This window comes from Mycobacterium sp. (genome assembly GCF_035697385.1).
Lineage (GTDB): Bacteria > Actinomycetota > Actinomycetes > Mycobacteriales > Mycobacteriaceae > Mycobacterium.
Genome location: NZ_DASSCY010000243.1, coordinates 1 through 25580, shown reverse-complemented (window position 1 = coordinate 25580; position 25580 = coordinate 1). Strand labels below are relative to the sequence as shown.

The window sequence follows — 25580 nt, the reverse complement described above, 5'->3', positions numbered from 1 at the left end:
CCCGCATCCCACGCCCGTGGAGGACTGCTACGCCGCGCTGCAGTGGCTGGCCGGGAACGCCGCTGCGCTCGGGTTGGATCCGAGCCGGCTGGCGGTGATGGGCGACAGTGCGGGAGGCGGTCTGGCGGCCGGCGTGTGCCTGATGGCGCGCGACCGCGGGGGACCCGTTGTCGCCCAGCAGCTGCTGATCTACCCGATGCTCGACGACCGCACGACGATCCCTGATCCACAGCTGCTGCCGTTCTTGACCTGGACCTACGACGACAACATCACAGGTTGGGGCGCGCTTTTGGGTGAGAGCGCCGGAACCGACCGGGTATCGCAATATGCGGCTCCGGCGCGAGCGGATGACCTCGCGGGCCTGCCGCCGACCTACATCGACACCGGCGACCTCGACATTTTCCGCGACGAGGACATCGCCTACGCGCGACGCCTCGCCGATGCCGGAGTGCCGACCGAACTGCACCTGCACCCCGGCTGCCCGCATGCATTCGAGGGGTTGGCCAGCGGAGCTGACGTCTCGCAACGAGCAATCAATGATCGGGTGCGTCGCCTGCGCACCCTGTAGCGAGCGCAAAACGCCTTCCAGCACGGGTAGTGTTTGCCCGCTATCGCTTTGCGTACCAACGGTATACGTTTCGTAACAGCATTCGCGGCTTCGTCGATTACCCATGCGGGGATCTAGGGAATGATTAGTGACGATGCCGCGTCGGATTTGATGTCGGGGTCGCAAGGTAGGAGTTAGTCAATGAGGCTGGCGAAGTTTGTGTCCGGCGCCATGATTGTCGGTGCGCTCGGTTTCGGGGCCTTCGGTCCAGGCGGCGCTGTGGCGTCGGCCGGGCCGTCTGCGCCTGCGCCGTTGAAGCCCGGGAACGGGAACGGGAACGACAATTGGTGCAAGCCGTGGTGCGAAAACGGAAACGGCCGCGGCAACGGCCCTGACTGGAATCGCGGCGATTTTGACAAGGGTCCGTGGTGGGCCGGCAACCGACACGATTGGTGGGACGACAACAACGGCCCGCCGCCGTGGGGCTGGGGCCCGCCGCCGGCTTATCAGTGGACCGGAGGGCCACCGCGGCCGTTCAACTACTGGGGTTACGACGTCAACCCGGTGTGGGACGACGGCTTCGGCCAGTGGGGCATCTGGTTGTTCGGCCTGTGGATCCCGATCTTCGGGATCGGCGTGGCCTGACGTACTCAGGAACCTGAGGGTTCGTCGGCCTCGACGACGGCCTTGATCCGTTCGAGTGTCTTGCGCATGTCCCGGATATTTCGCCGTCGTCGAAGCTGGCCGCCCAGCACCGAGAACAGCTGCATCGCAAATGAGTCATCGGTGCGGAACGACTCGGTGACGTCGGTGCCGCCGTCGGATGGCGTCAGCCGGTAGTGCCAGTTGTTGACGGGCTTGTCGTTAAGCAGTACCGCGAAGCCGAATTCGCGTCCGGGTTCGCAGGCGGTGACCTCGCACGTCGTCCAGTACACCGGCCCGATCTCGTTGCGTTTGACGTGCCCGCGGAACCGCGCGCCCAGCGCGGGGCCGTCGGCACCGTCAAGCCATTCGGCCTCCATCACTTCCGGTGAGAACTTGCCGGTGTTGCGAACGTCGGCGATGAGGTTCCAGATCTGGTCTGCGGGTGCCGCCATCGACACCGTTACTGAACCGTCCATGACTAGGGCCGCCCTTCTCTACCAAGCAATTTCGGTCATTCTCCTCGGGTGTCATCGTGGCTTCGTTGTCGGCGCCGGCGACGGCGTGACGTCGGGCGCCTGGACTTCCGGGCTGAGCGTGTAAATGTGTTCCGGCGTCAGTTCTTTGGTGATGGCAGTCGCCAGCGTCGTACTCGGCTCGCCGCCTTGATGTTCGATGTCGGTGTTGGTGAAAATCACCATCGCGGTCTGCTTCTGGGGTAGGTACACCGACACGGTCTGATATCCCGGCAGGCTGCCATTGTGGCCAATCCAGCCGCCCAGATTGAAGATCCCGAGCCCGTAGCCGTCTTGCGGAGGCAGGCCGGGCGCGCCGACGGTCTGCAGCCGCTGCGTTTGCAATCCCGGTGTGAGCAGCTTGCCGGTCGCCAGCGCAGGCGCCCAGATGCGCATGTCATCGAGGGTGGAGATCATCGCGCCTGCCGCCCATCCCCAGGATGGGTCCCAGTCGGTGGCGGTAGCTTCCTTGCCGTCGGCGGTCTGCACGGTGTATCCCTGCGCATGCGGCTCGGGGAAGGCGTTCGTCGTCGGAAAACTAGTGTGGCTCATGCCCAATGGCGTGAGGATGTGGTCGCGGACGTAGTCGTGCAACGGTTGCCCGCCGACCTTTTCCACCACCAAACCCAGCAGAATGTAGTTGGTGTTGCAGTACAGGAAGCCGTCGCCCGGCGGGAATACGTTCGGCTGGGCGAATGCGAAGTCAAGCAGCTCCTGCGGGGAGAACGGGGTACGCGGGTCGGCGAACATCGCCTGCTGGAACGCCGGTGACTCGGAATAGTTGAACAATCCGCTCTGCATCCGCAGCAGTTGGCGAAGCGTGATCTTGTCGCCCTGGGGCACTCCATCGATGTATTTGGCGATGGGATCGTCGAGGCCGACCTTGCCCTGGTCAACCAGTTGCAGTATGCCGGTGGCAGTGAAAGTCTTTGTCTGGCTGCCGATTCGGTGATAGAAGTCCGTCTTCATCGGCGCGCGAGTTGCCTTGTCGGCCACGCCGAAAGCGCGGACGTAGCTGCCGTCGGGGCCCCAGACACCGACGATCGCGCCAGGAACGTTAACTGCCGCCATGGCCTGATTGATGGCGGCGTCGAGTCGCTCTGCGACCGCGTCGCTCATCGGTTGCTCGGCGGCGCTCGACGAGGTCGCCGTCGTCGTCGGTGCCGATTGCTGTGTGCCGGACTGGCCCGAACAGGCCGAAACCGTCAGCAGCATTGTCAACGCAACGGCGATCGCCCGGGTACTCATCGCTGCCAGACTATTCCCAAGGGTGCCAGCTTCGTCAGGGCTCGGCTGACTCGTCCTCCGGCAAGTCATGGCGCACCACACGGACCTGGCCGCGCGGCAGGCACGCCGCATAGCCGTGGTGCTTGCCGTACAGCTCCCAAGCCGTGTGGCTCTGGTCGCTGTGCGCGTGTATCTCGTGACCGTCGGAGAATCGCAGGTGCAGGCTGCCATCCTCATCCCATCCCGCGTGGGTACAGGTTGAGCCCGAGAAGTCGAACAACGCCCGCTCCGCGTCCCTTGCGTGTTTCGGGTCGATGAGCACGACCTCTTCGTCATCCGTTCCGACGGCCGGCAATCTGAAGTGAAACGGCGTGGAAACGACGAGTTCGTTGTAGTCGTCCAGGTTCAGTACCAGGCCGTCACGGAACATGATCCGCTGGACCAAGCACCCCTGGATCCACAGTCGGGTCATGTTTTCACTTTGAACGGTCCGTCACCTGTACACAAGGGCTTTCGCGCCGGTTTCCGTAGCATTGACCGCGGGCCAGGGAAGCGCGTGTGAAGATTCGCTTCGGCGTGGGACTGGGCGCCGACACCGGCCCCGAACAGCTGTCGGATATCGTCGACCACCTCGAAGCGACCGGCGTTGATTCGCTGTGGTTTTCCGAACTCGTGTATTCGATGGCGGTCGATCCCTTCATCGGCATGGCTCATGCGCTTGCCCGAACCGCCAACCTGAAAGTCGGCACATCTGTTGCGGTTCTTCCCGGCCGCCATGCGGTGCTTCGCCAAGCAGCTGGCGTCGCTGGCAGGCCTTGCTCCGGGCAGGGTGCTGCCGGTGTTCGGTCTGCGCTCGGCGATTCCGGAGGAGCGGGAGCTTTTCGTGGTGCCCGATGGTGAGCGCGCCGAGGTCTTCGACGAATCGCTGATGGTGCTGAAATCCGTTCTGGGCCAAGGGGACGTGAGCGTCTCGGGCAAGTACTTCGCGATCAGTGCCGAGGGAGTGGCGCCGGTGACCGCATTGCGCACGGCGAAGCCGCTCGATATCTGGCTCGGTGGGTCCGTGCCCGCGGCGTTCCGCCGAATCGGCCAACTCGGCGACGGATGGCTAGGCAGCTTTCTCACGCCTGACGAAGCCCGTCACGGCCGCGAGCAGATCCAGCACGCCGCCACCGAGGCGGGCCGCGAGATCGAGCCCGACCATTTCGGCATCAACCTCGCCGTCGGTACCGGTGAGCTGCCGAGTTATTTGCCTGCCGCGATCAAACGCCGCAGGCCGGACCTCTCGGCGGGTCTGACCAAGTTCGTCATCCGTCCCACCGGAGCGCAGAATATGGAGGACTTCGTCAATCGTTTCGTGGCCGAGCTCCTGCCGCGCCAGAACTGACGTCGTCGTACAGCAGCGCCATCCGGTCGAGAAACCACAGCTTGCCTGCCATCTGAACGGCCAATCCAAACGCGGTGATCCACGGATCGAGAACGATCAGCCCCCAAACCAGGAAGGGCAGACCGAGCGCGCTGACGACACTGAGCACAACGGGCGCGACCCGGTGGCGCGCCGGCACCGGTGCGTCCTTGCGCCGGGCCCAGACGGTTTCGCCCAGCACGGAACGCGATGCCCAACGCTCTAGCGATGAAGGAGCGGGAAACACGCGCGGGTTCATCAGTGTCCATGCGAGGACCAGCCCGACCGGAACCAACGCCCACCATCCGATCAAGGCCCGGCTCCAGATCGCGACGACCAGCAGCAGCGGAATCGGAATGCGGGTGTACACGCTCCATGGGTTGGCGTGCCGCCGCCAAGCGTCTTCGCCCCTCAACCCGAACGCGTTCGCCAACCTGGTGTCCAGCGACATCGACGCCCCTTTCACCGTCGTGAACCGTGGCGGTCCTGCGACCGTGTTTACAAGTGTGCAGCCCCGGCCAATCACCCGGTGCAGCTTGATGGGGAGGAGATGGGGATGAGTATTCGGTTCCTGCGCACAGTCAGGTCGATCGTGCTCAGCGTGGCAGTCGCTGTCCTCGCGCTGGCGCTAGTGAGTCCGCCCTCGGCGATGGCTGACGATCGGCTGAAGTTCACCGGGACGACGCTCTCGGGCGCACCCTTCGATGGTTCCAGCCTGGTCGGCAAGCCGGCTGTGTTGTGGTTCTGGACCCCGTGGTGCCCGTTCTGCAACGCCGAAGCACCCAGCGTCAGCCAGGTGGCTGCCGCCAACCCCGAGGTGACCTTCATTGGCATCGCGGCCCGCTCCGAAATCGCGGACATGCAGGGTTTTGTGTCGAAGTACAGCCTCAACTTCACGAACCTCAACGACGCTGACGGCTCGATCTGGGCGCGCTACAACGTTCCGTGGCAGCCGGCCTATGTGTTCTACCGGGCCGACGGATCGTCGACGTTCGTGAACAATCCGACCGCGGCAATGCCTCAACAGGAGCTTGCCGACCGGGTAGCGGCCCTGGCCGCCTAGGCCGCCGTGCCGTGGACCGGGACCTGATCGGCTTGGCCTTCGGCGCTGGGATGGTCGCGGCGCTGAACCCGTGCGGCTTCGCGATGCTGCCCGCCTACCTCGCGCTGGTAGTTCGCGGAGACGGGACCGGCGCGTTGGCCGCGCTGAGTCGTGCGGTGGCGGCTACCGCGGCGATGGCGGTCGGATTCGTGGCAGTCTTCGGCGCCTTCGGCCTGCTGACGGTGTCGGCCGCGTCGACGGTGCAACGCTACCTGCCGTACCTCACCGTGCTGATCGGCGTAGTCCTTGTCGGCCTTGGCATTTGGTTACTGCTCGGACGAGAGCTGACCATGCTGACGTCGAAGCGGATGGCCGGCAGCGCGCGCTGGGCGCCGACCGCACGGCTGGGCTCGATGGTCGGCTACGGGCTGAGTTACGCCGTCGCGTCGCTGTCGTGCACCATCGCGCCTTTCCTGGCCGTCACCGGTGCGAGCCTTCGCGGAGATTCGGTTCTTGCCGGGTTGTCCGTCTACCTCGCCTACGCCGCGGGCTTCACGCTGGTGGTCGGCGTACTGGCGGTCGCCGCGGCGTTGTCCAATGCGGCGGCGGCAGAGCGGTTGCGCCGAATCATGCCGTACCTCAACCGAATCAGCGGTCTCTTGCTCGTGGTGGTCGGCCTCTACGTCGCCTACTACGGCCTTTACGAAGTGCGCCTTTTCAGCGGCAACACAGATCCCGAGGACCCGGTGATCGCGGCGGCCGGACGATTGCAGGGTGCGATCGCGGGCTGGGTTCACAGGCAAGGCGCCTGGCCCTGGATGGCCGCGCTCGCAGTGCTCGCCACAGTGGCGGCGGTTACCGCAGTCTGGCGGACAAGCGCTGTGAAATATCGCCGTGCAGATCGGGCCACGGCGGACGACGAACCATAGCGATACCGGCGAGGGTGGCCGATACGAGCCCTACGAGTATCCCCATCATCGCGATCCGCTCGGCGTCGACGGCGGGTTGCCATATCGCCCTGCCGTCCTTGATCACGAAGACGCCGACCGGCTTCGCCCGGTCGCCGCGCACCTTGGCGACCGGAATCACCGTTGCACCATCGGCGGTTTCGTAGGGTTCGCCGTACACCCGCGACGCATCGGAGTCCGGCGCAAGCGTGTCGATGGTTTCTCGAGCCTCTCGCAAGTTCATGCCATCCTGCTTACTACAGCCGCGAACCGGATGGAGAACCAGCGAGAGGGTCAGCGGTCGAATTCGGAACCGTCGTCAGGAACCTCGATGGCTTGTTCGATCAGATCGGCCTCATTCGCGTCCCAATCCCGAACGGTCGCGACCCGTGCTGCATCGCGCCAGGTGTCTGGGTCGTCGACATCGATCGGCATGAGTTGTTCCGCCACGTCAGCTTCGGGAGCGTCGTCGCCGAACACTCGGCGCTCAGGTTTGGTCATGACGGTCTCGGCTACCGAGACCGGGCCCGCGCGTCGGCCGCCTCTTGCTCGGCGGCGGTGACGACAACCGCGTCGGGACCCGGGTACACCGTTGCGACGTGGTCTGAGTGCAGCCACCGCACCACGTAGGGAGGGGAGCCATCGGCCGAGCGCACCTCGGTGATCAGCCCCCGCTGATCATGTTGTTCGACAGTCGTTCCCTTGACTTCAAGGAAATCGCCCACTTTGGCTTTCATCGTCGATTCCTTCCCTTGGGTCCCTCTGGTTGTCCCCGATTCTCCTCTTGTTGTGGCCATCGCCAAGGTGTAACCGACCGTTCGCCGCCTGCGATTAACCCGGTATATGCACGGCCAGGACGAAGGGCGACGAACGTGATTCACCAGGCACGAATGAAATGGATCCGCCGACTCTCGGCGGCTGCGTTCACGGCGGCACTGCTGCCGGGATTTGTCGGGGTCTTCGGCGGTACAGCGACGGCAGGGGCGGCGGTCGAAGTTCTCAGGGTTCCGTCGCCGTCGATGGGCCGCGACATCACGGTCCAGTTCCAGGGCGGCGGCCCCAAGGCCGTCTACCTGCTCGACGGTTTACGGGCACGCGACGACCGCAACGGCTGGGACATCGAGACCGGCGCGTTCGGCTGGTTCGACGGGTCCGGAGTGTCGGTCGTCATGCCGGTCGGCGGCATGTCCAGCTTCTACACCGACTGGTATCGGCCCGCGGTCGGCAACGGCCAGACCCAGACCTACAAGTGGGAGACGTTCCTCACGTCGGAGCTGCCGGCCTGGCTGTCGGCGAACAAGGGCATCAGCCCGAGCGGCAACGCCGTGGTCGGTGTGTCGATGTCGGGTAGTTCGGCGCTGATTCTGGCCGCTAACCACCCTGGACAGTTCGCCTATGCCGGGTCGCTGTCCGGCTTCCTCAATCTGTCGGCCGGGCTGTGGCCGGTCCTGGTCGGCATCGCGATGGCCGACTCGGGCGGTTTCAACGCGCTCGACATGTGGGGCCCTTACGGCGGAGGCGCCTGGCAGCGCAACGACCCGACGCTACAAGTCGGGCGCCTGGCCGCCAACGGCACCCGCATCTGGGTGTACAGCGGCAACGGCAACCCCACCGATCTGGATGCCGGCCTTGGCAACGCGCAGATCCCGGCGCAGTTCCTGGAAGGCCTGACAATGCGCACGAACAGGGAATTTCAGGCCACTTACCAGGCCGCAGGAGGCAGCAACGGTGTGTTTAACTTCCCGCCCAACGGCACGCACAGCTGGGGCTACTGGGGCGGTCAGCTGCAGGCCATGAAGCCCGACATCCAGCGCGTGCTGGGGGCGGCGCCTGCGCCCTAGAGGTCTCGCGACCAGTACTCGCCGACGAGATCGTGCCCGAAGCTGGTATGCGGCTCGCGGCGATCGAGCCGGAAGCCGGCGTGCTCGTAGATTCGGCGTGCGTCGACAAGGACATCGTTGGTCCACAAGGTGATTCGCGAGTAGCCGGCTCGGCGGGCGAACCGCAGGCACTCGTCGACGAGCCGGGTCCCGACACCGCGGCCACGCGCTGAGGGCTCCACGAGCAGCAGGCGCAGCTGCGCCGTGCCCGCGGTCTCGGCGGCGGTGCAGAACACGCACCCGGCCCGCTCACCATCCAGCTCGGCGATCCACGCCGCCTCACGCTTGCTGTCGTGGCGCTGGGCGAAGTCGGCGACGATGCGCGCGACGAGTGCTTCGAACGTCGCATCCCAGCCGTACTCGGCGGCGTAGCGGGCGCCGTGGCGCTCGACAACCCAACCGAGGTCGCCTGGCTCGGGCGCACGCAGCACCTGGCCTGCCGGACGCTCCTGGCCGTCCAGAACGCGCCGGATCTGGCCCATGGCGGCGACAAGCTGCGAGCGCTGCGCCTCATTAAGCGGCTCAACCAAGGCGTCGATCGCACCGGCTTGCAACCGGTCGAGGTCCTCAAACGCCTGCCGGCCGTCGGAGGTCAGCCGGACGACCTGTCGTCGGCCGTCGGAGGTGGACTGCTCGCGCACGACCAGCCCGGCCGCGGTGAAGCCCGACAGGATGCGGCTGAGATAGCCCGCGTCGAGGTCGAGTTCGCGACGCAGATCGGCTACCGCGACTTCATCGCCACGCGCCAGCTCGAACAGCACCCTCGCCTCGGTCAGCCCGAACGCCGACCCTGCGAGGTCTGGCCGGAGCAGGCCGAGGACGCGAGTGTAGAAGCGGTTGAATCCGCGCACGTCGTCGACGACGGTCGTCATAGTTGACATGGTCAAGTAATTGCTTGACGTTGTCAACTATGACGCTGCCGATCGCGCGTCGCTGACGGGTAGCCCTCGGACGGATTGGCGACTGAGACGCGCGTACCAACCCGAATAACGAGTTTGCGCGGGCGACGTGCGGGGGTATCCGCGGGCCGACCCGCGAATCATCTCTGGTGGACGGGGCATCGCAGTCTGCGCACATGTAATGTGCGTAAACTGCCCACACGACGGGGGATGCTCGCGAACCGCGGAGCTTAAGACCAGACCAAAAAAGATGTCAGAGGCTGCAGACTTGCCAGAAATCACGAGCGACACTCAGAACTTGAAACCGCACTTCGAAGAGGTGCAGGCGCACTACGACCTGTCCGACGAGTTCTTCCGGCTCTTCCTGGACCCGACACAGACTTACAGCTGCGCCTACTTCGAACGCGACGATATGACGCTTGAAGAGGCCCAGATCGCGAAGATCGACCTTTCACTCGGCAAGCTCGGCCTGGAGCCGGGCATGACACTGCTGGACATCGGCTGCGGCTGGGGCGCGACGCTCAACCGTGCTCTGGAGAAGTACGACGTGAACGTCATCGGCCTCACGTTGAGCGAGAACCAGAAGGCGCATGTCGAAAAGGTGTTCGCCGCATCGCCCAGCACGCGCACCAAACGGGTGTTGCTGCAGGGGTGGGAGCAGTTCGACGAACCGGTTGACCGCATCGTCTCGATCGGGGCCTTCGAGCACTTCGGCCGCGACCGCTACGACGACTTCTTCAAGAAGGCCTACGCCGTGCTACCCGCCGACGGGGTCATGATGGTGCACACCATCATCAAGCCCGAAGACGAGGAGTTCGTGGCCCAGGGCCTGAAGCTGACCATGCGGATCGTCCGATTCTCGAAGTTCATCATGGACGAGATCTTCCCCGGCGGTGACCTGCCGAAGCCCTCCCAGCTCGAGGGCCACGCCGCCGAGGCGGGTTTCCAGCTCAAGCGCGCCCAGCGGCTGCGCCTGCATTACGCCAAAACCTTGGACATCTGGGCCGAGGCGCTCGAGGCCCGCAAGGACGAGGCCATCGCGATCCAGTCCCAAGAGGTCTACGACCGGTACATGAAGTACCTGACCGGCTGCGCTGAGCTCTTCCGCGAGGGATACACCGACGTCTGCCAGTTCACCCTCACCAAGAGTTAGGGCCGGTTGGCTGCGCTTACCGTTGCCACTGCGTCGATCACAGCGTTTGGATTGTCGAGCGACACAAAGGTTCTGGCGCCTGGTACCTCGATCAGCGTGGAGTTGGGGAACAACGCCGCCAGCCGACGGCCCAGCGCAGGCGTGAATGCGCGATCGCGCTGACCCCAGACGATGGTGACGGGTTTGGTGAAGCGCGGGAGGCGCGTCGACACCTCTGTCAGATCGGTCTTGGCCACGTTTCTCAGCAGCCGGGCGAGGTCGCGGCGGATACGAACATCGGTGCGGCCGGGCTCGAGCCACGAAGCCGTCAGCTGCGGATCTGGATGAGCCAGCAGCCCGAACCCCAGCGGAGAGTGTCGCAGCGCCTTCAGCCGCATCTGCTCGAAGAGCACCTTGATTGAGATCGGCCCACGCAGGAGCGCGAAGACAAGGTTGAACGGAAACGGTGGGAACTTGTCGAACGCGTCGCAGTTGGTCAACACGAGCCGTCCGACAACATCCGGGTAGGCGTCGGCGATGAACTGGCACAGACCGCCGCCCGTGTCGTTACCGACCAGAGTCACGTCGGCAAGTCCGAGTTCGACGATGAAGTCGCGGACCATCGTCGCGACCGCGCGCGGCGACAGCTCGGCATGCTCGTTGACTGGAATCGTGTGTGAGCCCAAGGGCCAGTTGGGCAGGTAGCAACGGAATCCCCGCCGCGCCAATGTTTCTGCGACACGGTCCCACAGCCGGCTGTCGACGAGGATGCCGTGCACGAACACCACTGGCGGATGCGGCGAGTCCTCCGGGCCCAACACGCGGTAATCGATGGTGGCCTGCTCCAGCGCAATCTGCGGCATCTTCGCTATCCTTCCGATCAGACTTACAAACACCTAGTATGGAAGTTACGTGCAGACTGTATGAAAGTCAATGAGGAGATGGCCGGCGTCCCGCCACCACGGCGCACCCAGGCCCAGCGGACTGCTGCCACTCGGGCGCAGCTGATGGATGCTGCGCGAAAGTTGTTCGCTGACAAAGGCTTTGCCGAAGTCTCTACACAGGCGATCGTTGCGGCGGCCGGGGTGACCCGAGGGGCTCTCTATCACCAGTTCGACGACAAGGCGGGCCTGTTCGCGGCCGTGTATGAAGAGGTCGAACGTGAGCTGGTCGCCGATGTCGCACAGCAGATCGCAGACGACCAACCCCTGGATCCACTGGAGGCGATGCGGGTCGGGGCTCGGCGGTTCCTCGACCGCTGCGCAGCACCTGACGTGCAACAGATCGTCCTCATCGACGCACCGGCGGTACTTGGCTGGGACAAGTGGCGTGCCGTCGGGATGAAATACGGGCTCGGCGTCATCGAGGGCATGCTCTCGCACGCGATCGCGCAGGGCGTGATTCCCGAGCAGCCGGTGCGCCCGACCGCGCATGTGCTGCTGGGGGCGCTCGACGAGGCGGCGCTGTTCATGTCACGTGCCAGCGATCGCGAACAGGCTCGTAGGGAGATGGATGCGGTATGCGACCGCTTGATCAACGGGATCGCGGGCGCATAGGCAGCAGCAGCGAAAACGCTACGCCGGCACCGACTTCGAAATTTCAGCCTGACGGGCGCGATGCGCCAGCACGAGCGCTACCGCGCTACCGCTGCACAGCAGCGCCGCGGCGACGAATACCCATTCATAGCCGCCGAATGCGGTGCCTGCGATTCCCGCCAGCAGTGGTCCTGCCGCACGCGCGCCCACCACGAATGCGCCGAGCACGCCGTTGATCCGAGGATAGTTCGCCGGTCCGTAGTATTCGGGCACCAACACACCGCGCAGCAGCGCCTCCAGCCCAAAACCAAGGCCGAACAGCACGACGAACCCCGCCAGTAGCGCCGTTGCCAATGGTCCAGTCCCGTTTGTACACAACAGCATTCCCATCGCTACACCCTGACCGAGAAAGATCAGCGCGGTGACACGATGCTGCGGGAGCCTGCCACGCAGGGCGGTCACCACTAGCCGGCCGCCGACCTGGAACACGCCGATACTGCCTGCGGCAAGCGCCGCGGTTGTCAACGCATAGCCCTGGTCCGTCAGGTAAGCGACCAACACGACGCTGACGGCGAACTTGGCGCCGGTGCTGGTTACTAAGCTCAGCGTCAACCATCGAAACGAGCCGCTGCGCAGTACATCACCGTGAGGGCCGGTGGCGTGATGTTCTTCGGGATGCGGTGGGCCGGGGGCACCGTCGGGATACAGGCCGAGGTCGGCCGGCCGGCGACGGACGAGCATTCCGTGCACCGGCAGCCCGATCACGGCCGCGATGCCGGCGAGCATGACTAGCGCATCCCGCCAGCCAAGCCAGTCGACCAACGCGGCGGTCAGTGGCACGAACACGACGCTGGCGAGGCCACCGAACACGGTCAACACCAGCACCGCGCGCGGCCGACGCCGATCGAACCAGGCCGCGGTGACAGCGAATACCGGCTCATAGAGGGTGGTCGCCATCGCCAGGCCGCCGATGGCGAACACACAGAAGAACATGGGCACCGAGTCGACGCGAGACCACAGCACCAGCATGACCACGGTGGCGACCGTGCCGACCGTCATCACCCCGCGCGCCCCGCGGGCCTGCAACAGCCGCCCGACCGGGATCGCAAGGAGTCCGGAGATGACGACCCCGCTCGCGTACGCGGCGTTGAGTTCGGCCATCGACCAGCCGAGCTCGGCGCGCATCGGCACGATGAGCACCGAGAACGCATAGACCAGCACGCCCCATGACACCAACTCGGTGACACCGAGCCCACTGACCATCAGCCAGCCGTAGAAGGGGCGGACTCGTCGGCCGGTCATCGGCCGGTCAGGCTCCGTTGCAGTAACAGGGTGTCCAGCCAGCGCCCGTGCTTGAAGCCGACTGCCCTGAGCCGACCGGCGTCGACGAACCCGCGATTACGGTGCAGCGCAAGGGAAGCCGCGCCGTTATCGTCGACGATGACGGCGATGATTTCGCGAATGCCTGCCCGCGCGCAGTCGTCGAGCACGGCGTCGAGTAGGCGGCCGCCGACGCCGCGACCGACCGCGTGCGGCGCGAGGTAAACGGAGTCCTCCACGGTGTACCGGTAGGCCGGTCTGGTCTTCCACGGCACGCAGTACGCGTAGCCGGCGACCTCGCCATCGAGCGTCGCAGTCAGAAAAGGCAACTCGCGTTCGGTCACATCTTGCAGCCGTTGCACCCATTCCGACCGGTCGGGTGGGGTGAGCTCGAACGTGGCCACTGAAGTGCGGACGTGATGGGCGTAGATCTCGGCGATCGCATCGAGATCGTTCGGCGAGGTAGGGCGGACGGCCAAATCGGAGGGGGACAAAGCGTGAACCTATTTCACTATAGAGGAATGAATCACTACTATAGTATAGATGGATCTTCAGTCATTGGGCGCGCAGGTTCAGTCGCTGCGCATCGATCGCGGTTTGACACTGCGGGAACTGGCCGATCTGTCCGACGTCAGCGTGAGCATGCTGTCGTCGGTGGAGCGCGGGGAGAAAGCACCGACAGTCGTGGTCCTCGACCGGATCGCGTCAGGGCTCGACGTGACCTTGGCCAGCTTGGTCGCCGAGCCAGACGTCGAGCGGATCATCGTGCGCCGGGCCGATGATCAAGACCAGGTCGACGAACCGGGCGGGTGGCAACGCACCATTCTCACGCCAGTGGTGCCTGGGGTGAATTTCGAGTGGATTCGCAGCACGTTGCCGCCCGGCTGTGACGCCGGCACCTTTCCCGCATACGCCGCGGGTTCCCATGAGTTCGTCGCAGTGGCGTCGGGTACGCTGACCCTGAGTATCGGCGAGCGCGAATTGTCGCTATCTGCAGGCGATTCCGTCTATTTCGCGGCAGACGCCCCGCACGGCTACGCGAACCGCGGCCAGACGCGGTGCGAGTACCACGTTGCAGCATTGATCATGCGGCCACGCGCTCCGGGAACGGGCCGGATGCGCCGCTAGCAGGCGACGGGATGCGATTCGCAGTATGGCGTGGTGCCGGGAAAGCGGTAGCGATGATCGGCCACCCATCGATACACCACGTCTTGCAGTGACCGAACGCCGGGAATGCGGTAGACCAGTACCGGCAAGCGAGTACCCAGTGCCGCTGAGAGCGCGGCATTGATCGCCTCGGCTCCGCTGTAGACAGCGCCGGATTGATCCAGCCACCGGACCGATTCCAGCAGCCGCGACGGCGCGATGCCGAGCCTCTGCGCGACCCCCGGGCCCTGAAGTGGCTCCGTCCTCATGCTGCCGGTCCGATCGAGTCGCACCAGAAGATTGCGCGAGCGCGTGCACATCCCGCAGGCTCCGTCGAAGAACAGAACTCCGGTCATATCTGCATTGTTCACCCTGGCGCGAGGGCGCCGACAGCCTCGCGGGCCGAAATCACAGACGTGAGCCGCAACACGGTTTCACCGGCGTACAGCGCCATCTGCTCGACGGCGGATTCGGGCATTCCCACTGTCGGGGCGGCCGGGGAGAACAGGGGCAAACGTGGCGTCTGCAGTCGCGGAACGGTCGCCTGTCCGCGGTCGGGTAGCTTGGCCAGCACACTGCTGCCGGCGTTGATCAGCCGCGGCGCCAGCTTTGCGTCGCCATCGCCATGACACCACCGCCGGGTGGCGGCATTTGCGACGACGCGGTGGGGTGCGGGCCAACCCAGCCCGAACAGCGTCGTCTGAAATGTCTTGTCTGCAGCAAGGATCCGGCGCTGATACTCCGAATGTGCACGCGATTCATGCGTCAGAAGGAACCGCGTCCCTGCGACAACACCGTCAGCGCCGGCAGCGAGCGCACGGCGAGTGTCGTCGGCCTCGGCGATACCGCCTGCGAGAAGCACCGGCCGGCCGCTGGCAGCTTCGATAGCGCGGGGCAGAAAGGTCAATGCCGAATCCTTGCCGGCGATGTGGCCGCCCGCCTCGCATCCCTGCGCGATGAGACCGTCGGCGCCCGAGCCGAGTGCTTCACGTGCCTGCCCGTCGGTGCCGACCATGACCAGGACGAAGACACCGTGGTCGGTGAGCCGCGCGATGAGGCCGCGATCGATACCGAATGCCATGACCGCGACGTCGATTCGCTCATCGACGCATACATCGGCATGGTCGCGCCGGACGAACGGCATCAGCAGGTTCACCGCGACGGCGCGGTCGGCGGCGCCATCACGCACGTGGCGGATCGCCTCGCGTAGTAGGGCGGCAGGAGCCAGCCCGAGAGTGCCAAGAGCGCCCGCCGCGGCGACGGCCACGGCCAACTCCGATCCCGCCAGGCCGCCGCCCATGCCGGCCTGGGCGACCGGAACGTCGAGACGGAGCCGGTCAAGCAGGTCCACACGGCGCACGTTAACAGGGCGGGCGCACTCGTGGAGCGACCGTCGCCTGCGACGGTCGCCTGGCTACCCGTACAGCTTGCCGAGAATTTCGCCTGCCTCATCGTCTTCGAGTGCTGGCGTCGCCTCGATGTCGAGGTATTCACGCCACTCGGCGACGAGCGCGTACACGCCCTTGGCGTCATCGGTCTCCAGCACCGCACAGCCCTTGCCGTTCATGCCGTGCCAGCGACCGAGTTGCGTCACGCTGTCGGGCGGCTTGCCGCCAGTTTCCAGGAAGCGCTGCGCCGCGGCCCGGTTTGCCTGTTGAGGTACAGACCATGAAACGAGGTACTTCATTGCGTTGCCCCCTGATGTTTTGGTTATCCCCACCGAGGCGGTACTGCGATGGCTACCGCCACCAGCAGTATGCGACCGGCCATGACCCTTGTTCGCCAATTGGCTGCGACGAATACAAGGTGGTTCCGGTTGCAACGGTAAGGCCGCCTAATGCACGGCAAGTGCCAATGGCATCCGGATTGAATATCTTGGGGCACAGCACTTTTCGCGGACAAGGTTGCCGAACGCGACTCGCGTCAGCGCGCCGGCGGTCCCGGTTTGGCGTCGGCGGCGTCGCGGCGGCGGGCAGCCATGCCTGCGAGCGCTTCGAATACGACGCGGTGCGCGGCGTTGACGGTCAGCTCGGCGTGGTCGTAGGCGGGCGCCACCTCGACCACGTCGACCCCGGCGACGTCGTGCTCGTAGCAGAGTTGACGCACCATCCGAAGAAGGTCCGCACTGGTGAGACCGCCCGGCTCGGGCGTGCCGGTGCCAGGAGCATGCGCCGGATCCAGTACGTCGATGTCGACGGAGAGATACAGCTTGTCGGCCTTCGCCAGGGCCTCAGCGACCGCGTCACGCATGACGTCCTTGAAGCCGCGTTCCCAGATCTCCTGCATGGTGTGCCAGGTCATGCCCTGTTCGAGCATCCACTCGAACGTGTCTTGCGGTGGCCAGTATCCGCGCAGTCCGACCTGGACGAAGTGGGTGCCGGGGACCGCGCCCGATTCGATGAGCCGGCGCATCGGCGTGCCGTGACTGGCCAGGTTGCCCTCGATCTCGTCGGCGGTGTCGGCATGCGCGTCGAAATGGACGATCCCGACGTTGCCGTACCCATGCACGTCGGCCACCGCGGTGGCCGACGGCCATGTGATGGAGTGGTCGCCACCCAGGACGACGGGCACGATGCCGCGCGACGCGATCGCGTGCACGCGTTCGCGGATGTTGGCGTGGGAGACCTCCGTCTGGCCGTGGGGACAGTACGCGTCTCCGAAGTCGACGACCTCCAACCAGTCAAAGATCTCCAGACCCAGATCTAGGTGATAAGTACCGGGTTCGTACGCCGTGGCCCGGATGGCGCGCGGACCGAATCGTGCCCCGGGCCGGTTGGTCGTCGAGATGTCGAACGGCGCCCCGACGATCGCCACGTCGGGCCGCCACGACTCGAGCTGCTCAACTTCGGTCAGAAACGGGCGGTGTCCAAACGACACCACTCCGGCGTAGGCCAGCTCGAGCTGCTCCGCCATGCCAGGAGGAAGGTCTCGCTGGTGCTCGTGGTCGTGGCCCATGCGATGACGGTACCGGTCGGCGGGCCAGGATGTAGCGCCGAAGGCTCACGAAATCCGTTGGCGACCAAGTCGGTCGATGAGTTGGTCAGGTATACGCTGCCAGAGCCTCACGCAGCAGCGCAGGGATCTCTCGCTTGGCCCAGTCCTGCGTCGAGACGACCACGTAGACGTTGTGTCCACGGACCGCAGTTTGATCTGCGTCGCGCAGCACGCTGAATCCGAGCGTGAAACTGGTCGATCCAATCCGCTGACAAGCCACAGCGACGCGCACATCGTCACGCCAGCGAACCGGTGTCAGGTAGTCGATTTCGCTGTGCACGACCTGAATGTCGTGGCCGGTGGCGATCAAACCCGGATAGGTCACGCCGAGGTGATCGAGGAAGCCGGTGCACGCCTCGTCGAACCAGGTGAGGTAGTGGCCGTTGAACACCACGCCCTGCTGGTCGACTTCGGCGTAGCGCGGTACCACCGGCAGCGAAAACTGGCTCACGGCACCACAGTAATGTCCCGGCTGTGGCCGCCATCGACATCGAAACGCTCCGCGCGCTGACGCCAGGATGTTCACAGCGCACTCACCTGAACAATGCCGGCGCATCGCTGCTGAGCACACCGACGATCAACACGATGACCGAGTACCTGAACCGCGAGGCGCAGATCGGCGGCTACGAGGCCGAAAACGAAGCGGCAGACCAGATCGCGGCGGTCTACGAATCGCTGGCCGAGCTTCTCGGCGCTTCGCCGTCGCAGATCGCCCTGTTCGACAACTCCACCCATGCCTGGAACGCCGCGTTCTACTCGGTGCCGCTGCGGGCAGGGGACCGCATCCTGACGGGCCGTAACGAATACGGCAGCAACGTGCTGGCATACCTGCAGATCGCGCAGAGGACCGGGGCAGAAGTCGTCGTCGTGCCCAATGACGAGTCGGGTCAGATAGACCTCGACGCGCTGGCGAATCTCATCGATGAACGCACCAAACTCATCGGGCTGACATGGGTGCCCACTGCGGGCGGACTGGTGAACCCCGCCGCCGAGGTGGGACGGCTCGCACGGGCAGCCGATGTGCTCTATCTTCTCGACGCCACCCAGGCCGTCGGCCAGTTCCCGATCGACGTGTCGGCCATCGGCTGCGACTTGCTCACCGGGACCGGCCGCAAATTCTTACGCGGCCCGCGAGGCACCGGCTTCCTTTACGCGGGCGAGCGAGCGATCGAACGACTCGACCCGTTCGTAGCCGAGATCCGTTCCGCCACTTGGGATGGCGGCCGCTCTTTTGAGTGGGTGGACGGAGCGCGACGGTTCGAGACATGGGAGAACAGCTACGTCAACGTCCTCGGTCTCGGCGCCGCGGTCCGTCAAGCGCTCGATATCGGACTCGATTGGGCCGGCACGCGCAGCGCCGCGCTGGGTTCACGGCTGCGTACCGGGCTCGCGCAGATCGACCGTGTGTCGGTGCACGACCTGGGCCGTGAGCAGTGCGCGATCGTCACCGCACGAGTCGAAGGCGTGGACACCGGGGACGCCGCCAAGGTGTTGTCGCGGCGGGGCATCAACGTCAGCACTACTGTCGCCGAACACAACCAGTTCGACAGCGAAGTCCGCGACGTGCATCCGCTGCTGCGACTGTCGCCGCATTACTTCAACACCGAGGCCGAGATCGACCACGCCGTCGCGGCCATCGCTGAGCTGACGGCAATTCGCAACTAATTTGCTGACAGCGCGTCCTAGCCGGCGCGCGAAGCTACGATCTTCGCGTGACCACCGGTGACCAGTGGCAGGCGCCGAGCGCCGCCGGCGACGGCCGCCAGCCCCGGCAACAGCCAGAGGAGACCACTGAGCGACGCATCACCGGTTGGCAGCGCGCACTGCGCTGGGTGACCTGGCTGACGTTTCTTGGTCTGGCGGTGTGGAACTCGCAAAGCGTGTACTTCTCGCCGCTCGAATGGCTGGCGTTGATAGCCGCGATCGGCGTCAGCATCTGGTGTCTTGCAAAACCGTTGGGCGGACCGAAGGTCGAGCTGTCCGAGCCGGCCCATCTGCTCGGCGCCTTCGTGTCCCGAACAAGTTGGGGGCTGGTCTTGTTCGGAGCGATCCTGACGGTAGGCGGGGTAGCCGGGGCAGGCGCCGCGATCTATGACGTGGCCACCGGACGCGCAACGGTCGGCGACGTCGTCGAAGACATCGGGATCTTCATCGAGGGCTGGTTCGCCGAGCTGATCCTGCGCGTCTATGACGCCGAGCTCGAAAACACGCATGCCTATGCGCTTTTCGTGTTAGTGGTGCCGGGCTTTCTGCTGTTGTGGTTCAACTTGATTCCGTTGTTCAACCGCGGCAGCGAATTTCAGGTTCACCCGGACGGGTCGGTCAGCGTGCGCAGGGCCGAGGGCTGGGAACCGCTGATGGAATACCAGTACTCGACAGTCACTGCCGATGGCACGACCATAGATTTCACGCCACCTGCCGACGGCCCGCCCGCAATCGTGCTGCCGCAGTATCGCGTGTTTTCCCGCGAGCACGGAGCGCGGCTGGACAGCAAGGTCAGCGCCGAGTTCTTCCGGCGCCTGCTCGCGGGCCGCGGCTTCGAGGTCGACGCGCCTGCGTCCGGCGGCAGCTTTACCGCGCGTCGTAAGTGACTGGACGCGTCAGGAAGACTTGAGCCGTGCAGATGGTGACGATCGAGGACATCCGGGCTGCGGCCGAGCTGATACACCCCTTCGTGGTGCGGACGCCCCTTGTCCCTGCGAGATGGGCCGACGAGGACCGTCCGCTCTGGATAAAGCCGGAAAGCCTGCAGTCGATCGGCGCGTTCAAGGTCCGCGGCGCCTTCAACGCGATCGGCCACCTGGACGAATCGGTGCGCACCAGGGGCGTGGTGGCCTATTCGAGCGGGAACCACGCGCAGGCGGTGGCGTACGCGGCGGCGATCTATTCGATACCAGCTCACATCGTCATGCCCGAAGAAACGCCCGCCATCAAGGTGGCCGCCACGCGCAGCCACGGCGCCGAGGTGGTGCTGTGCGGGGCGGGCCAGCGCGAGAAGGTCGCGGCCGAAGTGGTCGAGCAGACCGGCGGCGTCCTGGTGCCGCCGTTCGATCACCCGGACATCATCGCGGGCCAGGGCACCGTCGGCCTGGAGATCGCCGACGATCTGCCCGCGGTGGAAAACGTGCTGATCCCCGTCAGCGGCGGCGGGCTGGCCTCCGGCATCGGCACGGCGATCAAGGCGCTATGCCCCGACGCCCGCGTCTTCGGCGTCGAACCCGAGCTTGCCGCAGACACCGCGGAGGGCCTGCGGCTTGGTCACCGGGTGGATTGGAGCATCGAAGACCGCAACCGCACCATCGCGGATGGCCTGCGCTCGCAGCCGTCCGATTTGACCTTCGCGCACCTGCGCAAGGTGTTGGACGGTGTGATCACCGTGTCGGAGAACGAAATTCGTGCGGCCGTACGCGAACTCGCCTACAAGGCGCACCTCGTCAGCGAGCCAAGCGGCGCGGTCGCGCTGGCCGCCTACCGGCAAGGGGCGACGCCGAAGGGCCGAACGGTGATGGTGCTGTCCGGCGGCAACGTCGAACCCGAAACGCTGCGGGAGATTTTGGGCGAGTAGCGGTCAGTTCGCGATCGCAGGCATCACCAGCGGAACGGACACAACGCATTTCTCGTGAATGGAGTGCATCCACGCGTCCTGCTCGGCCGCGGCCTTGAGATAGCGACGCCGCCCACTCCACCCGCACGTGCAGGTGGCGGTGCAATGTGCGAAGCCGTATTCGTGCACTGCCACGACCCCATGCGCAATCAGATCCGGACGCGGCAAATCGCCAGCATCGATAGTTAACGCTACTGACATCCGTCAGCCTCCTACGTCGACCCGACCTCGTTGTCACATCAGACGCCCGTGCAAGCGCTCCGGTTCCAATGCTCAACCCGATACGTGCGTAATTCGATTGCGGCCAGGTTACGACTTGGCCACTTCGATTTGGGGTCTTCCCCCAGGCATTACGGTCACACGTGTCAGCGTGAAATGCCGTCAGCGCAAACGTCTGTCGTGACCGACAATTTGGAACTATGCAGATTGCACATCGAATAACGCTGCGCAGCAACCGATTCAGCAATCGCGGTCTACGTGCCCACGTTTCATGGGATTTGGGGGGCGATCGACAGCTTGCCGATGCGCCGCACCCGCAGGACTGCGGTTGCCGCGCTACGACCGGGCCGTTCACCGTGGCCTTAGCGCCGCCGACCCGATTGGCAAAGGGATCGCTGGTCGGTGTACAGGAGTTTAATGCGGCCCAGCACATTTCGACTTGCGCGTAAGTTATGCCCGCTTAGCCAGCATCACAAGGCGCATGTAGTCTCACCCGGATACATGGACGTCCGAAGGGGTGAAGTGGACGCCGTACTGGGCTTGTCGGTGACACCATCCGCGGTCGGTCTTGTCCTGGTCGAGGGACAGGACGCCGACGGCGCCACGATGGACCGCGACGCCTTCGAGGTTTCGTCTCGCCGAAGGCCGAGCGCGCTTCAAACATGCGAGCAGGCCGCCGCGGCCGTGCTGCGAACCGAGGCGACCGCCGCCGCGCGTGGTCATCGACTGCATTCCATTGGTGTGACGTGGAGCGATGACGCCGACACCGAGGCCTCATTACTGCTGAAATCCTTGACGGACTCGGGCTTCGACAATGTAGTTCCGGTTCGGCTGCCGGAGGCCACCGAGGCGCTGGCGTGGGGGATTGCCGAGGTCATCGGACACGAGACGACCGCGGTGTGCGTGATCGAACCCGAAACCGTCATCACGCTCATCGTGCATGCTCGTGATGGTGCCGTGCAGACCGCGGTCAACCACGCGATCGGCACCGAAGAGCAGCTGATCGGGTGGCTGAGCGCGGTGTTCGCCCGGGCTGATTGGCAACCCGAAGCCCTGGTCGTCGTCGGTTCGGGCGGCGACGAAGCGCTCATGCCCCGCCTCGAGGACGTCCTGTCGGTTCCCGTGTTCGCGCCCGCAGAGGCCGAGCTCGCCCTAGCCCGTGGCGCCGCGCTGGCGTCGGCACATAACACCGAGCTGGCGTTCGAAGATGCCATGGAGAGCATGGCGCAGGCCCGTGCTCAGGACCGCCGCCGACGGCCGCTCGCCCAGACTGGCCCGCTGGCCCTGCTGGTCGCCGGTGTGGTGACCTTCGTGGTTTCCCTGTCCATTGCGATCAGCCTGCAGCTGACACCCAAGAACGAACCCGAGGCGCGTCCCGCTGCCAACACGTCCGCTGAGGTGCCGGCCGCGGTTACCCGGCTTCCGCCGACGGCCGCGATTCCCGCACCCGTCGCCGCGCCGCCCGTAGCGCCTCCACCGCATGCACCACCGATCGAGGTCGCACCGCCGCCGGTCGAGGTGCCCGTCGAACCGCCTGTCAGCGGGCCAGAGGCTCCGGAGTTCGTCTCTGACGCTCCGCCTGCCGATCTGCCCGCCCCCGTCGATACGGCGCCGCTGGAGCCGGGCATGGTGCCGCCGCCGATAGCCCCGGCGCCGCCGTTGCCTGAGCAGGTCGCGCCGCCGGCATTGGCGCCGGAACCCGTCGAGCGTCCTGGCATCCTCAGAAGGATCAAGGACCGGCTGTCGGGCATCGGCGACGACGAGGTTGTGCCTGCGGAGACTCTGCCACCGGCCCCGCCGGCTCCCCTTACCGAGCCGCCGCTGTTTCCGCCTCCGTGATCCGGCGCGCCGAAACCGCATAACCTCTCTTACGTGAACGACGCCGTTGCGCCGCCGGGCTCGCGGACCCTTCGGGTGCTGCTGCGGATCACGATTGTGGTGGCGGTGGTGGCCGCATTGATCGCGGTGGAGATGTCCTCGCGGTCAGGGGTGTTGTGGCGGATGATCACGTTCACCTACCAGGCGAACGTGATCGCTGCGGCGTACTACCTTTGGACGCTCGCGTCGCCGCGGGCCGACGCCCGCGTCGGTCTGCGCGGCGCGGTGGTGCTCTACGTCGTGATCGCCGGCGTGATCTGGAATCTGTTCCTCACCGGGCGAAGCATGGGCTACACGGGCGCGAACATTCTGCTGCACCTCGTCGTGCCTGTACTCGCCCTCACCGACTGGCTGCTGATCGGCCGGGGACACGGCCATGTGCGGTGGTGGCAGCCGGTTGCCTGGCTGGCCTATCCGGCGGCCTATCTCGCGCTGGCACTGGTAGTGCTCAACAAGATCGGCCGGCGCGCGCCCTATTACTTCCTCGACCCCGGCAGCGTCGGGATCACCACCGTCGTCGGCAACATTTGTGTGCTCGCGGCCTGTTTGCTTGCCGTCGGATACGCGTTGCTGGCCGTCAACAGAGTCGCCGTGCCGGCGCGTATCGAGGTCCGCTGAAACGATTTGAGCTGCAGGTTCGATTACCGGTTGTAGCGCGCTGCGCGGTCATCGCCGACATGCGCAGACGCGGGCAGGCTTGCGGTTGCCGGGGGAATCGCTGCCGACGAACTAGGATGAATAGTGTGCTGGACGCCCATCTTCGGAGGTTTGCAGGCCGTGCGTAGAGCTCTTCGATATGTGCTTGTCGTGGTGGGCATCGCGGTGATCGCCGTGACTGGATCAGTCGCTGTCGGTTCTGCGGGCGTGACCTCGACGACCGACCTGGTGAGCATGCAACCGGCGGCGGGCCAGACGGTTGGTGTCGCGCATCCCGTGACGATGACGTTCGCCGGGTCGGTCGTAAACCGCTCGGCGGTCGAGCAGAGCATCGAGTTCACCTCACCCGCCACCCCCAGCGGAACGTTCACCTGGCTCAGTGACCGTGTCCTGCAATGGAATCCGGACGGGTTCTGGCCGGCGCACTCGACCATCACCGTGTTGGCGGGCGGCGCGAAAACGAGCTTCGAAACCGGTGCCTCGGTGGTGAGTGTCGCCGACATCGACGCCTACACGTTCACCGTCAGCATCGACGGTCAGGTGGTGCGCGAGATGCCTGCGTCGATGGGCAAATCCCGGTACCCGACGCCGAAAGGCACCTTCACCGCCCTCGAAAAGCAGCGAAATGTCACATTCGACTCACGCACGATCGGTATTCCGCTCAGCGATCCGGAGGGCTACGTAATCAAGGGGGAGTATGCCGTCCGCGTCACATGGGGCGGCGTCTACGTGCACTCGGCACCGTGGTCGGTGGGTTCACAGGGCTACGCGAACGTCAGCCACGGTTGCATCAACCTCAGCCCGGACAACGCAGCCTGGTATTTCGACACCGTCCACGTCGGAGATCCGATCATCGTTCAGGCGTAGTACGCGCGCCTGCTCTCGACGCTAGGCCGGTTGCCGCTCGGCGTGCAGGTTCTTCGCGGTCGGCGAGGTGGCGACCGTTGCCGGATCGGGGTAGGTGCCCAGCACGCGGTCGGCGGTACCCGAACTGGTGACGGTGAACCAGAAGTGCTCATTCTTGAAGTGATGCTGACGGTGGTTGCGCCAGATCGCCCGGTAGAACCGTGTTTTCGGTTTGTAGTCACTGTGGATCAGGTAATGACTCCATTCGTAACCGATCCCAAGCGCCGCGATGAACACCAAGTAGGTCAGTCCCATCCCGAGCCGTGGGAATGCCAGCAGCGCGATCGCGAGTGTTAGCGGAAGAACCCACAGCAGCGCCTTCCACGGGATGAAGATCAGCGGGACGTTACGCGGATCCATGTGATGCGCACGGTGTTCGCGCGCCAGCAGTGGGTCGACGGTCAGGCGGCCGAGATGCTTTGGGCGCCAGTGCAATATGAACACGTGGATGATCCACTCGAAGAATGGAAAGAGTGCGAGCATCGCCACCGGCACAAGCGCATCGGTGACCTGCCAGTCGCCGACAAGAATTCGCGCTGTCAGGGCAGCGGCAAAGGTGGTGCCAATCATCCAGGGGGAGGGGTGTTTCCAGAACTCACGGCCGGCGTCGGCCAGCGTGAACCCTTTTCGCGCGGTGCGCGCCGTCGAAGTGGTCATCGTCGGTCCTCCAGGTTCTCCATTGCGGCGAGCAGTGCCGTGGTTGCAGGTTCGAGTAGCTCTTGGGCGGCATGCATTGCCTTCGCGGGATCGCCGGCGACTATCGCATCGGCCAGCTTGCGGTATGCCTCCGGTCGGCCGACCTCATCGGCCATCACGGTGGCCAGAGCGGGCAACGCCGGCTCATAGGTCGCGCGAAGCGTGTTGTACATCAACCGAAACGCGATGGAATCCGCGCCGTCGACGACGTGGTCCCAGAACGTCAGCGCGTGCCTCTGCTGCTCGACCGGATCGTCTTCCTCCTCGAGCGCTTGCACCGCCTCGGAGAGCAGTGCGGCCAGGTCAGGTCGTCGGCGCTGCGCGGCGAGCTCGGCAAGTTTGGGTCCGTTGTGCAGTCGGGTTTCCAGAATGCTGCGCACGACAGAGAG

Annotated in this window: 33 protein-coding genes and 1 pseudogene; 15 read left to right on the top strand and 19 right to left on the bottom strand. The window is 65.3% G+C overall.

Annotated elements, in window-relative coordinates:
• Both VFH65_RS20550 and VFH65_RS20545 read left to right on the top strand, forming a co-directional pair.
• Window positions 1-568: alpha/beta hydrolase (locus tag VFH65_RS20550; RefSeq protein ID WP_353323892.1), on the top strand; the 568-nt coding region annotated here is incomplete at its 5' end.
• Between the two features lie 180 nt (window positions 569-748).
• Window positions 749-1192 (top strand): hypothetical protein, encoded by a 444-nt coding sequence (locus tag VFH65_RS20545; protein WP_353323891.1) that lies wholly within the window; start codon window positions 749-751, stop codon window positions 1190-1192.
• A gap of 5 nt (window positions 1193-1197) precedes the next feature.
• On the opposite strand, the gene VFH65_RS20540 is transcribed toward VFH65_RS20545, so the two are convergent.
• From VFH65_RS20540 to VFH65_RS20530, 3 genes are read right to left on the bottom strand one after another with little or no spacing between them, the layout of a single operon-like run.
• On the bottom strand, window positions 1198-1668 hold the full coding sequence (locus VFH65_RS20540; protein ID WP_353323890.1) for an SRPBCC family protein: 471 nt from the start codon (window positions 1666-1668) through the stop codon (window positions 1198-1200).
• Window positions 1669-1719: 51 nt separating this feature from the next.
• Complete coding sequence (locus VFH65_RS20535) at window positions 1720-2952, bottom strand: serine hydrolase domain-containing protein (RefSeq protein WP_353323889.1); 1233 nt, start codon at window positions 2950-2952, stop codon at window positions 1720-1722.
• Window positions 2953-2986: 34 nt separating this feature from the next.
• A complete protein-coding gene (locus VFH65_RS20530) occupies window positions 2987-3403 on the bottom strand; it encodes a DUF6188 family protein (RefSeq protein ID WP_353323888.1) in 417 nt (138 codons plus the stop codon).
• A gap of 86 nt (window positions 3404-3489) precedes the next feature.
• Between VFH65_RS20530 and VFH65_RS20525 the strand changes: the two are divergent.
• A pseudogene (locus VFH65_RS20525) lies at window positions 3490-4318 on the top strand (TIGR03854 family LLM class F420-dependent oxidoreductase).
• On the opposite strand, the gene VFH65_RS20520 reads toward VFH65_RS20525, so the two are convergent.
• Window positions 4278-4787: a DUF6653 family protein gene (locus VFH65_RS20520; RefSeq protein ID WP_353323887.1), complete on the bottom strand. Its 510-nt coding sequence runs from the start codon at window positions 4785-4787 to the stop codon at window positions 4278-4280. The pseudogene VFH65_RS20525 and the gene VFH65_RS20520 sit on opposite strands and share 41 nt — an antisense overlap.
• 105 nt (window positions 4788-4892) lie before the next feature.
• On the opposite strand from VFH65_RS20520, the gene VFH65_RS20515 reads away from it, so the two are divergent.
• Window positions 4893-5399, top strand: coding sequence for a protein disulfide oxidoreductase (locus VFH65_RS20515; RefSeq protein WP_353323886.1), 507 nt, complete (start codon window positions 4893-4895; stop codon window positions 5397-5399).
• Between the two features lie 11 nt (window positions 5400-5410).
• The gene (locus VFH65_RS20510; RefSeq protein WP_353323885.1) at window positions 5411-6307 is read left to right on the top strand and encodes a cytochrome c biogenesis CcdA family protein; all 897 of its coding nucleotides are present in this window, start codon (window positions 5411-5413) and stop codon (window positions 6305-6307) included.
• Here the strand turns inward: VFH65_RS20510 and VFH65_RS20505 are convergent.
• Genes VFH65_RS20505 through VFH65_RS20495 form a run of 3 tightly spaced genes read right to left on the bottom strand, consistent with a single transcriptional unit; the run spans window position 6234 to window position 7062 of the window.
• The gene (locus VFH65_RS20505; RefSeq protein WP_353323884.1) at window positions 6234-6569 is read right to left on the bottom strand and encodes a hypothetical protein; all 336 of its coding nucleotides are present in this window, start codon (window positions 6567-6569) and stop codon (window positions 6234-6236) included. The two genes, VFH65_RS20510 and VFH65_RS20505, sit on opposite strands and share 74 nt — an antisense overlap.
• Window positions 6570-6619: 50 nt before the next feature.
• Window positions 6620-6826, bottom strand: a complete 207-nt coding sequence (locus VFH65_RS20500) for a hypothetical protein (protein WP_353323883.1) — start codon at window positions 6824-6826, stop codon at window positions 6620-6622.
• An 11-nt stretch (window positions 6827-6837) separates the two neighbouring features.
• Window positions 6838-7062: a DUF1918 domain-containing protein gene (locus VFH65_RS20495; RefSeq protein WP_353323882.1), complete on the bottom strand. Its 225-nt coding sequence runs from the start codon at window positions 7060-7062 to the stop codon at window positions 6838-6840.
• A 153-nt stretch (window positions 7063-7215) separates the two neighbouring features.
• Here VFH65_RS20495 and VFH65_RS20490 point away from each other — a divergent pair, with 153 nt between their 5' ends.
• Entirely contained in the window at window positions 7216-8166 is a 951-nt protein-coding gene (locus VFH65_RS20490) for an esterase family protein (protein ID WP_353323881.1), read from the top strand.
• Here the strand turns inward: VFH65_RS20490 and VFH65_RS20485 are convergent.
• Complete coding sequence (locus tag VFH65_RS20485) at window positions 8163-9077, bottom strand: bifunctional helix-turn-helix transcriptional regulator/GNAT family N-acetyltransferase (protein WP_353323880.1); 915 nt, start codon at window positions 9075-9077, stop codon at window positions 8163-8165. The two genes, VFH65_RS20490 and VFH65_RS20485, sit on opposite strands and share 4 nt — an antisense overlap.
• 295 nt (window positions 9078-9372) lie before the next feature.
• Here VFH65_RS20485 and VFH65_RS20480 point away from each other — a divergent pair, with 295 nt between their 5' ends.
• On the top strand, window positions 9373-10257 hold the full coding sequence (locus VFH65_RS20480) for a cyclopropane mycolic acid synthase family methyltransferase (protein ID WP_353323879.1): 885 nt from the start codon (window positions 9373-9375) through the stop codon (window positions 10255-10257).
• Here the strand turns inward: VFH65_RS20480 and VFH65_RS20475 are convergent.
• The gene (locus tag VFH65_RS20475; protein ID WP_353323878.1) at window positions 10254-11099 is read right to left on the bottom strand and encodes an alpha/beta fold hydrolase; all 846 of its coding nucleotides are present in this window, start codon (window positions 11097-11099) and stop codon (window positions 10254-10256) included. The two genes, VFH65_RS20480 and VFH65_RS20475, sit on opposite strands and share 4 nt — an antisense overlap.
• Window positions 11100-11159: 60 nt before the next feature.
• Between VFH65_RS20475 and VFH65_RS20470 the strand changes: the two genes are divergently transcribed.
• The gene (locus VFH65_RS20470) at window positions 11160-11792 is read left to right on the top strand and encodes a TetR/AcrR family transcriptional regulator (protein ID WP_353323877.1); all 633 of its coding nucleotides are present in this window, start codon (window positions 11160-11162) and stop codon (window positions 11790-11792) included.
• A gap of 18 nt (window positions 11793-11810) precedes the next feature.
• Here VFH65_RS20470 and VFH65_RS20465 read toward each other — a convergent pair whose 3' ends face one another.
• Both VFH65_RS20465 and VFH65_RS20460 read right to left on the bottom strand, forming a co-directional pair.
• Window positions 11811-13073 (bottom strand): MFS transporter, encoded by a 1263-nt coding sequence (locus tag VFH65_RS20465; RefSeq protein ID WP_353323876.1) that lies wholly within the window; start codon window positions 13071-13073, stop codon window positions 11811-11813.
• Window positions 13070-13585, bottom strand: a complete 516-nt coding sequence (locus VFH65_RS20460) for a GNAT family N-acetyltransferase (RefSeq protein WP_353323875.1) — start codon at window positions 13583-13585, stop codon at window positions 13070-13072. Before VFH65_RS20460 ends, VFH65_RS20465 begins: the two co-directional genes overlap by 4 nt.
• Window positions 13586-13634: 49 nt before the next feature.
• Here VFH65_RS20460 and VFH65_RS20455 point away from each other — a divergent pair, with 49 nt between their 5' ends.
• Window positions 13635-14219: a helix-turn-helix domain-containing protein gene (locus VFH65_RS20455; protein ID WP_353323874.1), complete on the top strand. Its 585-nt coding sequence runs from the start codon at window positions 13635-13637 to the stop codon at window positions 14217-14219.
• Here VFH65_RS20455 and VFH65_RS20450 read toward each other — a convergent pair.
• From VFH65_RS20450 to VFH65_RS20430, 5 genes are all read right to left on the bottom strand, one after another.
• Window positions 14216-14593 carry a thiol-disulfide oxidoreductase DCC family protein gene (locus VFH65_RS20450; RefSeq protein ID WP_353323873.1) on the bottom strand — a complete coding sequence of 126 codons (378 nt, stop codon included), beginning with the start codon at window positions 14591-14593 and terminating at the stop codon, window positions 14216-14218. The genes VFH65_RS20455 and VFH65_RS20450 overlap by 4 nt on opposite strands.
• A gap of 11 nt (window positions 14594-14604) precedes the next feature.
• Window positions 14605-15588: an NAD(P)H-dependent flavin oxidoreductase gene (locus tag VFH65_RS20445; protein WP_353323872.1), complete on the bottom strand. Its 984-nt coding sequence runs from the start codon at window positions 15586-15588 to the stop codon at window positions 14605-14607.
• A 63-nt stretch (window positions 15589-15651) separates the two neighbouring features.
• Window positions 15652-15924, bottom strand: coding sequence for a DUF3303 domain-containing protein (locus tag VFH65_RS20440; RefSeq protein WP_353323871.1), 273 nt, complete (start codon window positions 15922-15924; stop codon window positions 15652-15654).
• Between the two features lie 236 nt (window positions 15925-16160).
• Window positions 16161-17192 carry an agmatinase gene (gene speB, locus VFH65_RS20435; RefSeq protein ID WP_353323870.1) on the bottom strand — a complete coding sequence of 344 codons (1032 nt, stop codon included), beginning with the start codon at window positions 17190-17192 and terminating at the stop codon, window positions 16161-16163.
• 85 nt (window positions 17193-17277) lie between these two features.
• Window positions 17278-17682 carry an acyl-CoA thioesterase gene (locus VFH65_RS20430; RefSeq protein WP_353323869.1) on the bottom strand — a complete coding sequence of 135 codons (405 nt, stop codon included), beginning with the start codon at window positions 17680-17682 and terminating at the stop codon, window positions 17278-17280.
• A gap of 23 nt (window positions 17683-17705) precedes the next feature.
• Between VFH65_RS20430 and VFH65_RS20425 the strand changes: the two genes are divergently transcribed.
• Genes VFH65_RS20425 through VFH65_RS20415 form a run of 3 tightly spaced genes read left to right on the top strand, consistent with a single transcriptional unit; the run spans window position 17706 to window position 20796 of the window.
• Window positions 17706-18896, top strand: a complete 1191-nt coding sequence (locus VFH65_RS20425) for an aminotransferase class V-fold PLP-dependent enzyme (protein ID WP_353323868.1) — start codon at window positions 17706-17708, stop codon at window positions 18894-18896.
• A 47-nt stretch (window positions 18897-18943) separates the two neighbouring features.
• Window positions 18944-19822, top strand: coding sequence for a hypothetical protein (locus VFH65_RS20420; protein ID WP_353323867.1), 879 nt, complete (start codon window positions 18944-18946; stop codon window positions 19820-19822).
• A gap of 26 nt (window positions 19823-19848) precedes the next feature.
• Window positions 19849-20796, top strand: a complete 948-nt coding sequence (locus VFH65_RS20415) for a threonine ammonia-lyase (protein ID WP_414688463.1) — start codon at window positions 19849-19851, stop codon at window positions 20794-20796.
• Window positions 20797-20799: 3 nt separating this feature from the next.
• Here the strand turns inward: VFH65_RS20415 and VFH65_RS20410 are convergent, their stop codons facing one another.
• The gene (locus tag VFH65_RS20410) at window positions 20800-20970 is read right to left on the bottom strand and encodes a hypothetical protein (RefSeq protein ID WP_353323866.1); all 171 of its coding nucleotides are present in this window, start codon (window positions 20968-20970) and stop codon (window positions 20800-20802) included.
• A 585-nt stretch (window positions 20971-21555) separates the two neighbouring features.
• Between VFH65_RS20410 and VFH65_RS20405 the strand changes: the two genes are divergently transcribed.
• From VFH65_RS20405 to VFH65_RS20395, 3 genes are all read left to right on the top strand, one after another.
• A complete protein-coding gene (locus tag VFH65_RS20405) occupies window positions 21556-22893 on the top strand; it encodes a DUF7159 family protein (RefSeq protein WP_353323865.1) in 1338 nt (445 codons plus the stop codon).
• A gap of 33 nt (window positions 22894-22926) precedes the next feature.
• Entirely contained in the window at window positions 22927-23550 is a 624-nt protein-coding gene (locus tag VFH65_RS20400) for a Pr6Pr family membrane protein (RefSeq protein WP_353323864.1), read from the top strand.
• Window positions 23551-23709: 159 nt separating this feature from the next.
• Window positions 23710-24456, top strand: a complete 747-nt coding sequence (locus tag VFH65_RS20395; RefSeq protein ID WP_353323863.1) for a L,D-transpeptidase — start codon at window positions 23710-23712, stop codon at window positions 24454-24456.
• 21 nt (window positions 24457-24477) lie between these two features.
• Here VFH65_RS20395 and VFH65_RS20390 read toward each other — a convergent pair whose 3' ends face one another.
• Both VFH65_RS20390 and VFH65_RS20385 read right to left on the bottom strand, forming a co-directional pair.
• Complete coding sequence (locus VFH65_RS20390) at window positions 24478-25152, bottom strand: sterol desaturase family protein (RefSeq protein WP_353323862.1); 675 nt, start codon at window positions 25150-25152, stop codon at window positions 24478-24480.
• The coding region (locus VFH65_RS20385; protein ID WP_353323861.1) for an FCD domain-containing protein at window positions 25149-25580 on the bottom strand (432 nt) is incomplete at its 5' end. The genes VFH65_RS20385 and VFH65_RS20390, both read right to left, overlap by 4 nt.